The organism is Nonomuraea fuscirosea (genome assembly GCF_003001935.1).
Lineage (GTDB): Bacteria > Actinomycetota > Actinomycetes > Streptosporangiales > Streptosporangiaceae > Nonomuraea > Nonomuraea fuscirosea.
Genome location: NZ_PVNG01000001.1, coordinates 98,528 through 112,376 on the forward strand (window position 1 = coordinate 98,528; position 13,849 = coordinate 112,376).

Below are 13,849 nucleotides of genomic sequence, written 5' to 3' on the forward strand. Positions count from 1 at the left end.
AGGGGGAGCGATGGTCAAGGCAGTGGTGTTTGACGTCGGCGAGACGTTGATCAGTGAGACGCGCATCTGGTCACGCTGGGCCGAGCGGCTCGGCGTCAGCCACTTCCTGCTGATGGGCGCGCTCGGCGGCATGGCCGCGCTGGACCGCCCGCACAGCGACGCCTTCCACCTCGTCTGCCCCGGCGTGGACCTCGTGGCCGAGGAGGCCGCCTGGGAGCGGGACGACCCCGGCGGGCTGCGCAATCACTTCGACGCCGGCGACCTCTATCCCGACGTACGCGAGGCGCTGGCCGCCATCCGCGCGGCCGGGTACCAGGTGATCATCGCCGGCAACCAGCCGCGCCGCGCCTATGACGCGCTGGTGGCCATGGACCTGCCGGCCGACTCCGTGCACACCTCCGACGGGTGGGGCGTCCAGAAGCCGGATCCCGGCTTCTTCGCCAAGGTGGCGGCGGTGGCGGGGCGCGAACCTGGGGAGATCCTCTACGTGGGCGACCGGCTCGACAACGACGTGCTCCCGGCCGCCGCGGCGGGCATGCGGACCGCGCTGCTGCGCCGTGGCCCGTGGGGCTATCTGCACGCCGAGCGGCCGCGGGCGCAGGCCGCCGACGTGATCGTCGACGACCTGCACGCGATCCTGCCCGCCCTGCGGCTCATGTGAGGGTGTCGTCGGGGTCGATCCGGACGGCGCGCTCCTCCGCCGACAGGTCGTCGGCGTCGCCGTTCACGTCCTCCCCGATCTCCTCGTCTTCCGTGTCCGGTTCGAGCCCCTCGTCCGGCTGGGTCAGCCGGTGCTTGGGGCGGGGCCCGTGCAGCCGTTCCGGGGCCTCACGCCGCAGGCGCTCGTCGAGGGTGTCCCGGCGCTGCGGGTCGTCCTCGACGATCTCGTGGCGCTGGCCGAGATCGTCGGTCCACTCCGAGACCTCGATCTCCTGCTCGTCGCTCATTCCGTACCGGTTCGGAGGTAGTTCGGTCATACGTGATCCCTACCCTGGGTACGGTCCGGAATCCTAGAACTTGTTCTCTCCCAGTGCCCGGGACAGCTCTTCCTTGTCCATCTGCGACCGGCCGGGGATGTCGGCCCGCTGCGCCTGCTCGTACAGCTCGGCCTTGGAGGGCTCGGCGGGGGAGCCGAGCGCGGCCAGTTCCTCGGCCCTGCGCTGCTTGAACGCCGTGCCGAGCCGCTCCAGCTCCTTGGCGTCGGCCGAGCTCTTCAGCGCGGGCAGGAGCTTGGTCTCCTCCTCCTCGACGTGGTGGTTGATGGACTCGATGAGGTCGTCGAGCGCCTGGTCGAACTCCGCCGTGCCGGGCCGGGCCCGGACGAGGGAGTCGAGCAGGATCTCGGCCTCCTTGTGCTCCTCGACGCTGTGGTGGGCGTCGATGCCCGGATAGACCCGGTCCTCCTCGGCCCGCGCGTGCGCGATCAGGAGGGCGCGCAGCTCGGCGACCATGGCCTTCTGGTCGCCCTCCTTCTTCTTGAGCCGCTCGAACAGGCCTTCCACGACCCTGTGGTCCTGCGTGATGAGAGTGATGACGTCCGTAGCCATGGTGTCGCCCGCTACCCCGGCGTTCAGCGTCCAATCGCGGAACCGACGAGCGAACGGGGGTCGGCGGCCCCGGCCAGCATGCCGTCGGGGCGCACGTCGATCACGTGGGCGTGGCCGAACGAGCTCCCGGACGGCAGCGCCGCCACCCGGTGCCCGAGCGCCCCGAGGCCGTCGGCCCAGCTCCCGCCCTCCTCCAGGTCGAGCACGGCGTCGTCGGGCGCCTCCCAGGTGTCGAACCCGGTGCCGCCGGTGCCGAGCCGCCAGCGCGGTGCGGCCAGCGCCGGGCCCGGCTGCTCGCCGTGCCGCAGCAGGCGGGTGATGACCTGCAGCAGGATCTGCGGCTGGGCGTCGCCGCCCATCGTGCCGGCGACCGCTCTGAGCGTGCCGTCGCGGCGGGTGATCAGCGCGGGGGTGAGCGTGTGGGGCGGGCGCCGGCCGGGCCCGTACTCGGCGGGGTGGCCGGGCTTGAGTGAGAAGCCGATGCCGCGGTTGTGGAGATTGATCCCGGTACGGGGTTCGAACACCATGCTGCCGAACCCGGACGCGTTCGACTGGATCAGCGACACGCCCATGCCGTCGCCGTCGACCGCGCACAGGTAGGTGGTGTCGCCCTGCTCGGCGGGGGTACGCAGGCGCAGCCGGGAACGGGGGTCGATGAGCGCCCGTCGCCGGGCGATCTCGTCCCGGTCGAGCAGGTCCTTGGCGCCCTCGTGCAGCAGGTCGAGCCGGTCGTGGCCGGCCACCCTGGCGGCCTCGGCGAGCAGGTGCGCCCAGGCGGGGTGGTGCGGCGACGCGGGCAGGTCGAGGCCGTCGGCGATGGCCAGCGACATCAGCAGCAGGTAGCCCTGGGAGTTGGGCGGCATCGACCAGACGTCGTGACCGTACGCGCGCGTCTTGAGCGGCTCGACCCAGTCGGCGCCCGGCGTGGCCAGGTCGGCCTCGGTGTATTCGCCCGCGCCCAGGCCGATCAGGCCCTGTCCGAACTCGCCCAGGTAGAAGCCGTCGCGGCCGCGCTCGGCCACCGCCCGCAGCGCGCGGGCCACGCCCGGCCTGGTCACCCGGTCGCCCGCGGCGCGTACGCCGGCGAAGTCGGAGCCGCCCGGCCGCCTGGCCGCGTTGAGCGCGCCCGCCACCATCAGCGGCGAGGCGGGGAAGCCGCCGTCGGCCAGCCGGATCGCCGGGGCGAGCAGGTCGGCCATGGGCAGGCGGCCGTGGCGCTGGTGCAGCGCGGCCCAGCCGTCCACGCAGCCGGGCACCGGGACCGATCTGACGTCGTGCAGGTGAGGCATGCGCCGGTGGCCCTCGGCGCGCAGCCGGACGGGGTCGGCCCCCGACCCCGCCCGGCCCGAGGCGTTGAGCGCGCTCACCCCGCCGTCGTGGACGAGGGCGAACAGGTCGCCGCCCAGGCCGCACATGTGGGGGGCGACGACGGACAGGACGGCGTTCGCCGCGATGGCCGCGTCCGCGGCCGACCCTCCGCGCTCCAGCATCGACAGCCCGGCCGCAGAGGCCAGGTGATCGACGCTGCACACCATGCCGGAGGGCGCGTATCTGGTGTTGTGCACGTTCAAGAGCGTACGCGCCCGCGCGCCCGCCGCCGGACGCCCGCTGGCGGAGCCGCCTGAGCCCGCGCATCGGCGCGGGTTCAGGATCACCCCTGCTCGCCCAGCCTGGCGCGGGCCTCGTCGAGCTGGCGGCGCAGCGCGGCCACCTCCTGCTCCAGCTCCAGGATGCGGCGGATGGCGATGAGCGTCATCCCCTCCTCGGCCATCCGGGAGACGTGCCGCACGATGACGATGTCGTGACGCGAGTAACGCCGCTGCCCGCCGTTGGACCGGCTCGGCCTGATGACGTCGTGCTGGTCGAGCCGCCGCAGGAAGGCGTGCTGGACCTGCAGCATCTCCGCCACCTGCCCGAGGGAGTAGAGGGGGGCGTGCTCGTTGTCGATGGGCAGGTCGGGCATGTCGTGCTCTCCTCATGGCGCGGGGGCGGGCCGTGGCCCGCCCCCTGTGCCGTCGCTCAGGCCTTGATGGCCCTGGTCTCCCCGCGCTGGATCTCGACCTTGCGCGGCTTGGCCCGCTCGAGGACGGGGATGCGGACGGTGAGCACGCCGTTGGCGTAACCCGCGTCGATCTTGTCGCTGTCGAGGTGCTCGGACAGGTAGACCCGACGGGTGAAGGTGCCCATCGTGCGCTCACGGACGAACAGCCGCTCGTCGTCGGCGATCTCCTCCTCGCGGCGGGCGCTGACGCTGAGGACGCCGCGGTCGACGGTGACCTCGATGGAGTCGGGGTCGATGCCGGGGAGGTCGAAGCGCAGCAGCACGTCGTCCGCGCGCCGGAGCCCGTCCATCGGCATCGCGGCGGAGCCGTTGTCGAAGGCCTGCCGGGTCAGCCGGTCGAACTGCCGCTCGAACTCCTGGAAGAAGGGGTCGATCGAGGTCAGCAGCATTTTTCCACCCTCCTTGTCGTCGGCTTCGGAGGTAACCTCCAAATTCAGTTACAGGTTAGCTCCATCTCTGAGTGTGGGCAAGTGGTCCGTGGAGTCAGACGTTCTCCAGCCGGGGGCGTACCCGGATCGCCTGCTTGACCGTTCGTCCGGACGGCCTGGCCAGGCCCACGGCCGCGAGCAGGGACGCCGCCACGCAGGCCACGCCGCCGATCTCCAGCGCGGCCCGCGGCCCGAACGTGTCGCTCAGCCGGCCGAGCGGCGGCCCGCCGAGCGCGCCCGCCCCGGCGCTGACGATGGACAGGGCCGCGCCGGCCAGCGCGCCGCCCCACATGCCCAGCACCAGCGTGGGCAGCGCCTGCATGACGAGGCTCAGCCCGACGCTGGTCGCCGAGCCGGTCAGGGTGAGGATGGGCCAGTTGACGCCGAGCACCTGCATCCAGGTACCGGTGACGGAGACGACGTCAGCTCCCGCCCAGAGCCGGTGATTGTGGTGACGCGGGGCTCTGAACGTGGAGGAGGTGGGAGACGGAACGCGTCCTTGCCTTGGCAGTGCGACGCGGGGATGAACACGCTCCTCCGCGAGCAAGTGTCCGGCCTGACCGGAAGGTGAGGTAGTGCACGTTCGGCGGGAATTCAGACGAGTTCGAGCGGCTGGTCGCGGCTCACCAGCGCCGCGTAGTGGCCGCCGCGGGCCATCAGCTCGGCGTGGGTGCCGCGTTCGACGATCCGCCCGTGGTCGAGCACCACGATCTGGTCCGCGTCGCGGACGGTGGACAGGCGATGGGCGATCGTGATCGTGGTACGGCCCCTGGCCAGCGTGTCGAGCGCCTCCTGCACCGCCTTCTCCGTCTGGGTGTCCAGGGCGCTGGTCGCCTCGTCGAGGATCAGCACCGGCGGGTCGCGCAGCAGCGTGCGGGCGATGGCCAGGCGCTGCTTCTCGCCCCCGGAGAAGCGGTAGCCGCGCTCGCCCACCACGGTGTCGTAGCCGTCGGGCAGCGCGGCGATGTGGTCGTGGATGCGCGCGGCCCGCGCCGCCGCCACGAGCTCCTCGTCCGTGGCCGAGGGCCGGGCGAAACGCAGGTTGTCGGCGATCGAGGCGTGGAAGAGGTACGTCTCCTGCGAGACCACCCCGACGGCGTCGCTCAGCGTGTCGAAGGTCAGCTCCCGCACGTCCACCCCGTCGATCGTGACCCGGCCGCCGGTGACGTCGTACAGGCGGGGCGGCAGGTAGCTCAGCGTGGTCTTGCCGGAGCCGGTCTCGCCCACGACGGCCAGGCTGGAGCCCGCGGGAACGGTGAGGTCCACGCCGGTGAGCGTGGGGGCGTCGCCGTAGGAGAAGTCGACCCGCTCGAACCGGACCTCACCGCGTACGCCGGTCAGCTCGCGCGTGCCGGGACGGATGTCCACCGGCAGGTCGAGATACTCGAAGATCCGCCCGAACAGCGCCAGCGACGTCTGCACCTCGACCCCGAGCCGCAGCAGCGAGACCATCGGCCGGAACAGCCCGGTCTGCAACGTGGTGAACGCCACCAGCGTGCCGACGGAGATGGCGCCCGTGTGGCCGACGGCCCAGTAGATCATCGCCGGCATCGCGGCCATGACGAGCTGGATCGACGACTGGCGCCACCGCCCGGCCATGCTGGTCCGCACCCCCAGCTCGGCCAGCTCGTCGGAGGCGCGGCCGAAGCGCTCGGTCAGCTCGGCGGAGCGGCCCATCGTCCGGCCCAGCAGGATCCCGCTGATCGACAGCGACTCCTGGACCATGGAGGCGATGCCGGCCAGCTTGCGCTGGCGCTCGGCGGTGATGCGCTTGCGCTCGGAGCCGACCTTGCGGCTGATCCACACGAACACCGGCAGCAGCGCGAGCGAGACCACCGTCAGCCGCCAGTCGAGCGCGACCATGGCCACGATCGTGGCGATCACGGTGGTGAGGTTGGAGACGATGGAGGCGGCCGTGGAGGTGACGACCGCCTGCATGCCGCCGATGTCGTTGGCGATGCGCGACTGCACCTCGCCGGTCCGCGTCCTGGTGAAGAAGGCCAGTGACATGCGCTGCAGGTGGCCGTAGACGGCGATGCGCAGGTCGTGCATGACCCGCTGGCCGACGGTGGTGGAGACGAGCGTCTGCAGCGTGTCGAACACGGTCGTGACGACGGCCACGAGGATCATGCCGAGGGCGAGCAGCGTGAGCAGGCCGGCGTCCCTGGCCGGGATGGCCACGTCCAGCACCTCGCGCAGCAGGAACGGCGAGGCCAGCGACACCAGCGAGGACAGGACGATGAGCGCGCCCACGACGGCCAGCCGGCCGCGGTAGGCGCCGAAGAGTCTGATGATGCGCCCCAGCGGCGCGCGTGGTTCCTCCTCCAAGTGGAGCCCCCCTTGTGGATGCGGACTTCCTGATGCGGACTTGCTGATGTGGACTCAAACAGAGGTTAACTCATATTTGTTCCGGCTAAACTTACCTCCATGGCAGAGAAGGAGCTCTCGGAGCTCTTGTTCCTGGCCGGCCGGCGACTGCGCCACGGCTACTCCCGCCGGCTGGAGCCGCTCGGGCTCAATCCCGGTCAGGCGCGGGCGCTGCGGGTCATCGCCGAGGCCGAGCGGCCGCCGAGGATGGTCTGGCTGGCCGACCGGCTGCACATCGTGCCGCGCTCGCTCACGCCGGTCGTGGACGCGCTGGAGGAGGCGGGGCTGGTGCGCAGGGAGGTCGATCCGGCCAACCGCCGCTCGACCCTCGTCGTGATCACCGCCGAGGGGCGGGCCATGGCCGACAAGGCCCGCGAGGCGCGCAGGGAGGCGGGGCAGGAGCTGTTCGCGGTCCTGTCGGAGGAGCAGCGCGAGCAGCTCGCCGGGCTGCTGGCCCTGGTGGAGAGCCAGTTCGGCTGACCGCCGCAGGGGCCGGCTTCAGGACGACGAGGCGGGTGAGTTCCTGGGGGAGTAGCGCCCGGACAGCCGGGCCAGTTTCAGGCTGAGGTGCAGGGCCAGCCGCTCGCCGCCGTCCTTCAGGTCCGTACGCGCCAGCTGCTCCACCCGCTGCAGCCGGTAGTACAGCGAGGTACGGTGCAGCCGCAGCGCCCGCGAGGTGGCCACGGCGCTGCCCGCCAGGTCCAGGTAGGTCTCCAGCGTCTCCAGCAGCGTCAGGTGCTGGGCGTCCCCGATCAGCCCTTCGAGACCCGGATGCAGCTCCTGGTCGGGCAGCTGGGTGAGCATCCGGTAGACGCCCAGGCGGGCCCACTCCGCCGTGCGCCCGAGCCCCGGCACCCGCGCGGTCACCTCGGCGGCGTGCAGCGCCTCCCGGTACGACTCCGCCGCCCCCGCCAGCGTGTCCCTGGGCCGCCCGACCCCGACCACCACCGGCACCGGCATGACCGCGTGCAGCTCGTCGCCGGGGACCGGCTGGCCCGCGGTGAGCAGCACCGCGTGGTCGTAGCGCACCAGGTGCAGCGGATGGTGCCCGCCCAGCCGCCGCCGCAGCGCCAGCAGCCCCTGCTCCAGCGCCAGCCTGAGGGCGTCGTCGGGCTCGGCCGCGACCGGCCTGGCCACCTGCACCGTCACCGGCCGCGCCTGCGGGAACGCGCCCGCCTCGATGAGCTGCCTGGCGGCGTCCGGCTCGCCGAGCAGCAGCCCCGTGACGGCCTCCAGCTCCCGGTGCGAGGCGAGCCCGCTGGCCAGGCTCTCGTGGAACAGGGCCAGCGCCAGGGCGGGGGCGGCCGCCGCGGCCTCGGCGACGCGGCTCTTCGGCATGGGCGGCTCGGCGTCGATGAACCACAGGAAACCGAGCAGGCCGTCGGCGTGCCGTACCGGGACGCAGACGCGCGGCAGCAGCCCCAGGTGCGGCGCCCCGGGGATGCGCAGCGGCCGGGCGGCCTCGTGGATGCCCGCGTCGCGCAGCCAGCCCCGCACCTCGGGCGAGGTACGGCGGCGCAGGATCGAGTCGCGGCGGACGTCGTCCATGGCGCCGCTCTGCTCGCTGTAGACCACGACCTTCTGGACGCGGTCCTCAAGCAGCAGGGGGCGGTCGAGACGGGCGGCGAGCTCGTCCACGACCCGCTGGAGATCCGCCACAGCGCCACCTTTACGTGGATATTTCGACATTTGACGGAAACAGCCCTACAGGTCTTCCCTACAACTGCGCGGTGATCTCCGTCAACAACGTCTATACCGTCAATCCGTGAATGCCCCGAAGAAGCTGCTGAAGGGTCTGCTGGCGGCCATCGTGCTGATCCCGGTGAGCCTGATCGCGACCCCCGCTTCCGCAGCACCCCCCACAGATCCCGAGCACCCGTGGCGGCAGAACCACTGGCCGCAGACGCAGCCCTGGCAACGCGACGCACCCGCCGGGTCGCCGGCCGGTGAGCAGGCCCTGCGCACCCGTCCCCCAGGGGACATCAAGCCCATCGACCCGCAGAACTGGGAGAACCCCGACCACATGACGTGGGCGGACTACAAGAAGCCGCCCGGCACCAAGTGGAACGACCCCGCCGTGAAGGGGTCGCAGCGCACCTTCAAGGGCGCGCTGGTGCTGCTCGACTATCCCAACCAGCCGTTCGTGGTGACCCAGCCCCAGGGCTCGACGATCTTCGCCAACCCGAGCGCCGAGGCCCACGACGTGCCGCGCGACCAGGTCGCCCGGTTCTACCAGGACTTCCTCAACACCCCGAACGCCCTCAACAAGGGGCACACCATCCACGAGTACTGGATGGAGGACTCCGGCGGCCGGCTGGGCGTGGAGCTGACCGGGTTCGGGCCATACCAGATGACCGGCAAGGACCACGAGTACGCCATGGAGTTCCAGGCGGGCAACGGCTGCCCGGCCGGCGACACGTGCACGAAGAACCTGCGCACCGAGGGCAACGCCGCCTGGCTCGCCGACGTCGGCCAGGAGACGGCCGAGCAGTTCGACTTCGTCTTCTACCTGAGCGCCGGCCAGGACGAGTCGTCCACCTGGCAGGAGTTCGGGATGATGAAGTTCCCGACGAAGGAGGACGTCACCGACGAGTGGGGCCCGCCCGACCCCGCGCTGACCAACTGGGTCGACACCCGCTACGTCGAATGGACGTCCTGGCAGGCCGGCTCCACCTTCTGGCCCAACGCCCGCTTCGGCGTCGACTCCGTGCAGGCCGAGAGCTCCGGCATGGCGGTCTACGCCCACGAGCTGAGCCACATCATGGGCATCGCCGACAACTACAACAATCCCTACTCGGAACCGCCGCGCAGGTCGTACACCGGCATCTGGGAGATGCTCAGCCGCGGCAGCTTCAACGGCCCCGGCGGCCCGCACTCCCGCTGGCTGATCCCGCCCACCGGCGGCGCGTCCATGGGCGCCCAGCACATGCTGCGCAACAAGATCAAGCTCAACATGGTGGACGAGCGCAACGTCCTGCGCCTCTCCCGTGACGCGCTCGACGAGTCCGGCCTGGTCACGGCCACGGTCCTGGCCCGCGTGGCGCAGCCGGGCAAGAACGAGCTGTCGGGCGTCAACATCTCCTTCGACACCGGGGACAAGAGCTCCTGCCAGACCTCCGACCCGCTCTGCGACCGCGGCGGCTACGAGAACTACACGATCGAGGTCGTGGACCGCATGGGCAGCGACTCCTTCACCCCCGACTCCGGCGTGCTGCTGGCCAAGACCAAGAACGAGGACAGGGCCCCGTTCGAGTGGGTGATCGACGCCAACCCGGCCGACATCGGCATGACCGACTACGTCCTGCCCGACGGGACCGAGGTGCCGATCACGATCGGCGACTACCGCCAGCTCTCCGACGCCCTCTTCCACGCCGGCACCGACTCGGGCAGCCAGTACGAGTACGTCGACGAGGCCAACCGCCTGCACTTCTACGTCACCGACCTCAAGCGTGACCGCGCCGGCGAGCTGTCCTACACCGTCGCCGTCCGCTCGCTCGACGGCTCCGGCCCGCAGCGCCGCGGCGTCAAGCTGCTGCCCGCGGCCGGCATCCCCACCGGCAAGAACCAGTCCACCTGCGCGTTCCCGCTGTTCAACACCGGCAAGGCCGCTCCCGCCCAGGGGCAGCACCCGGAGAACGTCAGCGCCTACCTCGGCCACGACCTCTACCGGCTCAAGGCCGAGGTGCAGGGCAAGGGCTGGACCGCCCAGGTGCCCAACGCCCTGGCCTCCGTCGCGTTCGGCAAGCAGGCGCTCGTGAGCGTCAACGCCGTGCGCGCCTCCGGCGGCGACCGGCTGGCCCGGGTCAAGCTCACCGCCACCTCGGAGAGCGACCCGTCCAAAACGATGACGGCCACCTGTCACGTGATCGGGATTTGAGTGAAGGATGGGGTACGTCTGGCGTAGGACGTACCCCATCGGTTTGAATCACCCCCAAGGGGGTGTTCGTTGACCGGGGACTTACTGCCGGACAAACCGCGCCGGCGGAGGAGGCCGTGGGCGGCGCCCGTCTCCGCGGGGCTGGCCGCCGCGGCCGCGAGCGTGCTCGCCGCGTCGGTGGAGTGGGAGATCCCGCCAGCCGCCAAGATCGGCGTGACGCTGGGGGCGGCCGTGCTCGTCGGCCTGACCACCTGGGCCACCACCGACGTCCGCGGCACCAGGCGCCGCGGGCCGCTGGAGCCGGGAGTGTTCGCGCCCGAACAGTGGCCGCCCGTGCCCGAGCACTTCACCGGCCGCGCCGAGGCGCTGGCCGAGCTGCGCGAGGTGTTCGCCGCCCGCAGGCGCTCGTCCGACCTCGCCCCGCCGCTGGTCGTCTCCGTGTACGGCCGCGGCGGCGTGGGCAAGTCGGCGCTCATGGCCAGGTTCGGGCAGGAGGTCGCCGACCGCTACCCCGACGGCCGCCTCTACGCCGACCTGCGCGGCGGCGTGGACGCCCCCGTGCGGCCCGAGGAGGTGCTGATCGGGTTCCTGCGCGCGCTGGACGTCCGCCTGACCACCGACCCGGGAGGGCTGGAGGAGCTGCGCAGGCTCTGGCTGACCTGGACCAGGGGCCGCAGGATCCTCATCGGCCTGGACAACGCCCACGACGCCGCCCAGGTCGCGCCGCTGATCCCGGCCGAACCCGGCTGCGCGGTGCTGGTCACCTCCCGCTCGCCGCTGTTCCTCAACGGCACGCACGACACGCGGCTCGGCGAGTTCAGCGAGCCGCAGGGCGTGGAGCTGCTGGCCAGGCTGGCGGGCGGCGCGCGGATCGTGGACGACCTGGAGGCGGCCAAGGAGGTCGTGCGGCTGTGCGACTACCTGCCGCTGGCGATCAACATCTGCGGCGGCCGGCTGGCCACCCGCGAGCAGTGGACCATGCGCGAGATGGCCAACCGGCTGGCCGACCGCCGCCGCCGGCTCGACCAGCTCGAAGTGGCGCCCACGGTGGACAAGAGCGTGCGCGCCTCCGTCCAGCTCAGCTACGACGACTGCACCGGCGTGCAGCGCCGCCTGCTGCGCCTGCTCAGCGCGCTGCACTCGCCCGACGTGCCGGGCTGGGTGGCCGGCGAGCTGCTCGACGTCTCCGGGCTGGACGGCGCCGACCAGCTGGAGGCGCTGATCGACGCGGAGCTCGCCGAGTGCTCGGGCACCGACCAGACCGGCGCCATGCGCTACCGGCTGCACGACCTGGTCCGGGTGTTCGCCGCCGAGCTGGTGGGACAGGACGAGGACCGCCTCACCCCGGCGATCGAGCGCGTCCTGCACGCCTACCGCCGCCGCGCCGAGGAGGCCGCGCAGAACCGCTGGCCGCAGGACTGGAGCAGGAGCGGCAGGGGGTCGAGCGCCGGCGGGCAGGGCCGGGCCGGCGACTGGCTCAACGCCGAGCGGCTCTCGCTCATCGCCATGATCCACCAGGCCCACCAGCTCCGGCTCTGGGAGCTGACCTGGGGGCTGGCCAGGGCGTTCTGCTCGCTGTGCCACTCGCTGCGCGCGTACTGGGCCGACTGGGCGGCCGTCGCGGAGCTGGGCTGCGAGGCGGCCGCCGCGACCGGGGACCGGCGCTCGCTGGCCATCGCGCTGCTCGACGCCGCCTCCGTGCACGGCGGCATGGGGCTGCGCGATCGGGGGCTGGAGGAGGCCGAGCAGGCCCTGGAGATCTTCACCGACCTGGGCGAGTCCTGGTGGGCGGCCAGGGCCATGCGCACGGTCGGCATGACGCTGTTCAGCGACGGCCACCTCGACCGGGCCCAGGACTTCCTCATCGGGGCGATCACCGCGTTCAAGGGCGAGGAGGACCTGTGGTGGATGGCCCGCACCCAGCGCAACCTGGCCGAGATGCGGATGGCCGAGGGGCGGCCGAAGGACGCCGGGGAACTGCTCGAAGCCGCCCTGAAGATCTTCAAGCGGGACGGCAACCGCTACTCCGAGGCCCAGACCCTGCGCGTCTACGGCGAGGTGCTGGCGGCGCAGGCGCGCGGCGAGCGCCGGGCCGGGGACCACCGGCGCGCGGCCGAGCTGTTCACCAGGGCCGGCTACAGCCTCGACCGGGCCTCGGAGATGTTCCGGCAGCGCGGGGAGCTGTGGGAGGAGGCCCGCTGCCTGCGGGCGGCCGGCGAGGTCGGCGACCCCGACAACGGGCTGCGCGAGCTGGACCACGTTCGCCGGGCCGATGACATCCTGGCCGCGCTCGGCGACTCCTGGGGAGTGGCCCGCAACGCCGTCTCCGCCGGGCTGGCGCTGGCCAGGCTGGGCCGCATCGAGGACTCCGAGGGCGAGCTGCGCCGGGCGGTGCGGGAGTTCGAGGAGCTCAAGGACCGGTGGTGGATGGCCGAGAGCCTGCGCTACCTCGGCGAGGCGCACCTGAACGGGGGCGGCCCCGGCGCCGCGGTGGAGCCGCTGGAGCAGGCCAGGGACATCTACCGCAGCCTCGGCAACGAGGCCGGCATGCGCAGGACCCTGGAACTGCTCGGCCGCGCCGCCCCCTCGGACGAACAGGAATCGTGACGGCGCCGCCTCGTCGCGGGGTCCTTCAGGTGAGCGGGGACCGTAGCAGCTCTCCCGCCGCCTGCCGGGCCTGCAGGATGCTCTCCTCGAACAGCTTGCGCACGTGGGCCGCCTGGTCGGACAGCTCTCTGATCCGCTCGTGGGCCATCTCGTCGCGTACGGTCTCGGCGAGCAGCTGCTGGTATTCGGGCGTCTTGGCGGCCAGCCGCTCCAGGCGCTGGTGCGCGTGGTAGACCTTGTCCGCCTTGAGCACCTGCTTGGCGTACTTCTCCAGGTGGCGTACCCGCTGGGACAGCGACGTCCAGGCGGCGTCGAGCGCGCTCGTGTACGGCTTGAACGCGTCCTCCATCCCCGGCGGCAGCTCACGCGGGATGAGCTTGCCGTGCTCGGCGTGCATGGACGACAGCCGCCGCAGCCGCTCGCCGATCTGCCAGACCTCCTCGGGCAGCGACACCCGGTTCTCGATGGTGTCGATCAGCCCGGCCTTGTGCACCTTCGAGTTCATGATCGCCTCGACGGCGTTCTGCGCCCGGCGCAACAACATCTGACAGGGATAGTCAAGGTCTTCCGGCAGGATGTACCGCTCGGCGTGCGCCTGCGCGAGGCGGAGTCTTCGCCGGGTGGAGCGATAGGTGCTGTCCATCGCCATCCACCTGATCAGTACGATCATGCCGACTCCCAGGCCCGCGACGAACAGGCCCTCGCTGCCGGTCACCATGAAGATCAGGAGCAGGAAGGCGGGCAGCACGAAGAGCATGGCGGGGTTGTGCGTGGTGTCCATTCGCGCGCCCGATCGAGCCATGCGGAGAAGGTGGGGACTCGAGCGCAGCTCGACCGAGATCTCCGGGTGCAGCGATGGATCGATCACCAGCCGTGGAGGCAGAGCTCGTGGATCCATACGTTCATGCTGCGTTATGAACCTCGAATCCGCTCATATTTGGCGGACATATAGGGTCGCAAT

13 protein-coding genes are annotated in these 13,849 nt (G+C 71.8%); 4 read left to right on the forward strand and 9 right to left on the reverse strand.

The features are described 5' to 3' along the window. Positions 1 to 22: 22 nt before the first annotated feature. A complete protein-coding gene (locus B0I32_RS00450) occupies positions 23 to 661 on the forward strand; it encodes an HAD family hydrolase (protein WP_245955421.1) in 639 nt (212 codons plus the stop codon). On the opposite strand, the gene B0I32_RS00455 is transcribed toward B0I32_RS00450, so the two are convergent. The 7 genes from B0I32_RS00455 to B0I32_RS00485 form a co-directional block, all read right to left on the reverse strand. Continuing rightward, positions 654 to 977: a DUF5709 domain-containing protein gene (locus tag B0I32_RS00455; protein WP_245955422.1), complete on the reverse strand. Its 324-nt coding sequence runs from the start codon at positions 975 to 977 to the stop codon at positions 654 to 656. The two genes, B0I32_RS00450 and B0I32_RS00455, sit on opposite strands and share 8 nt — an antisense overlap. A gap of 33 nt (positions 978 to 1,010) precedes the next feature. Continuing rightward, positions 1,011 to 1,547 carry a hemerythrin domain-containing protein gene (locus B0I32_RS00460; RefSeq protein ID WP_106233956.1) on the reverse strand — a complete coding sequence of 179 codons (537 nt, stop codon included), beginning with the start codon at positions 1,545 to 1,547 and terminating at the stop codon, positions 1,011 to 1,013. A 23-nt stretch (positions 1,548 to 1,570) separates the two neighbouring features. Next, a complete protein-coding gene (locus B0I32_RS00465) occupies positions 1,571 to 3,112 on the reverse strand; it encodes a gamma-glutamyltransferase family protein (RefSeq protein ID WP_106233958.1) in 1,542 nt (513 codons plus the stop codon). Between the two features lie 86 nt (positions 3,113 to 3,198). After that, complete coding sequence (locus B0I32_RS00470) at positions 3,199 to 3,510, reverse strand: MerR family transcriptional regulator (protein ID WP_106233959.1); 312 nt, start codon at positions 3,508 to 3,510, stop codon at positions 3,199 to 3,201. 56 nt (positions 3,511 to 3,566) lie between these two features. Continuing rightward, a complete protein-coding gene (locus B0I32_RS00475) occupies positions 3,567 to 3,998 on the reverse strand; it encodes an Hsp20/alpha crystallin family protein (protein ID WP_106233961.1) in 432 nt (143 codons plus the stop codon). 94 nt (positions 3,999 to 4,092) lie between these two features. Then, entirely contained in the window at positions 4,093 to 4,434 is a 342-nt protein-coding gene (locus B0I32_RS00480) for a hypothetical protein (protein ID WP_106233963.1), read from the reverse strand. Positions 4,435 to 4,631: 197 nt separating this feature from the next. Next, positions 4,632 to 6,365, reverse strand: a complete 1,734-nt coding sequence (locus tag B0I32_RS00485) for an ABC transporter ATP-binding protein (protein WP_245955424.1) — start codon at positions 6,363 to 6,365, stop codon at positions 4,632 to 4,634. Positions 6,366 to 6,464: 99 nt separating this feature from the next. Between B0I32_RS00485 and B0I32_RS00490 the strand changes: the two genes are divergently transcribed. Further along, the gene (locus B0I32_RS00490) at positions 6,465 to 6,884 is read left to right on the forward strand and encodes a MarR family winged helix-turn-helix transcriptional regulator (protein ID WP_106233966.1); all 420 of its coding nucleotides are present in this window, start codon (positions 6,465 to 6,467) and stop codon (positions 6,882 to 6,884) included. A gap of 18 nt (positions 6,885 to 6,902) precedes the next feature. Here B0I32_RS00490 and B0I32_RS57370 read toward each other — a convergent pair whose 3' ends face one another. Beyond that, the gene (locus tag B0I32_RS57370; RefSeq protein ID WP_106233968.1) at positions 6,903 to 8,063 is read right to left on the reverse strand and encodes a PucR family transcriptional regulator; all 1,161 of its coding nucleotides are present in this window, start codon (positions 8,061 to 8,063) and stop codon (positions 6,903 to 6,905) included. A 106-nt stretch (positions 8,064 to 8,169) separates the two neighbouring features. Between B0I32_RS57370 and B0I32_RS00500 the strand changes: the two genes are divergently transcribed. Together B0I32_RS00500 and B0I32_RS00505 are read left to right on the forward strand one after the other, a co-directional pair. Next, positions 8,170 to 10,281: a M6 family metalloprotease domain-containing protein gene (locus B0I32_RS00500; protein WP_245955426.1), complete on the forward strand. Its 2,112-nt coding sequence runs from the start codon at positions 8,170 to 8,172 to the stop codon at positions 10,279 to 10,281. A 69-nt stretch (positions 10,282 to 10,350) separates the two neighbouring features. Continuing rightward, the gene (locus tag B0I32_RS00505) at positions 10,351 to 12,888 is read left to right on the forward strand and encodes a tetratricopeptide repeat protein (protein ID WP_106233969.1); all 2,538 of its coding nucleotides are present in this window, start codon (positions 10,351 to 10,353) and stop codon (positions 12,886 to 12,888) included. A 25-nt stretch (positions 12,889 to 12,913) separates the two neighbouring features. Here B0I32_RS00505 and B0I32_RS00510 read toward each other — a convergent pair whose 3' ends face one another. Beyond that, a complete protein-coding gene (locus B0I32_RS00510) occupies positions 12,914 to 13,690 on the reverse strand; it encodes a hypothetical protein (protein ID WP_146177988.1) in 777 nt (258 codons plus the stop codon). Between the last annotated feature and the right edge of the window lie 159 nt (positions 13,691 to 13,849).

Coding starts and splice junctions, on each gene's coding strand:
- B0I32_RS00510 (WP_146177988.1), bottom strand. CDS start 13,690: ATGGCTCGATCGGGCGCGCGAATGGACACCACGCACAACCCCGCCATG.
- B0I32_RS00480 (WP_106233963.1), bottom strand. CDS start 4,434: ATGCAGGTGCTCGGCGTCAACTGGCCCATCCTCACCCTGACCGGCTCG.
- B0I32_RS00470 (WP_106233959.1), bottom strand. CDS start 3,510: ATGCCCGACCTGCCCATCGACAACGAGCACGCCCCCCTCTACTCCCTC.
- B0I32_RS00455 (WP_245955422.1), bottom strand. CDS start 977: ATGACCGAACTACCTCCGAACCGGTACGGAATGAGCGACGAGCAGGAG.
- B0I32_RS00490 (WP_106233966.1), top strand. CDS start 6,465: ATGGCAGAGAAGGAGCTCTCGGAGCTCTTGTTCCTGGCCGGCCGGCGA.
- B0I32_RS00460 (WP_106233956.1), bottom strand. CDS start 1,547: ATGGCTACGGACGTCATCACTCTCATCACGCAGGACCACAGGGTCGTG.
- B0I32_RS00475 (WP_106233961.1), bottom strand. CDS start 3,998: ATGCTGCTGACCTCGATCGACCCCTTCTTCCAGGAGTTCGAGCGGCAG.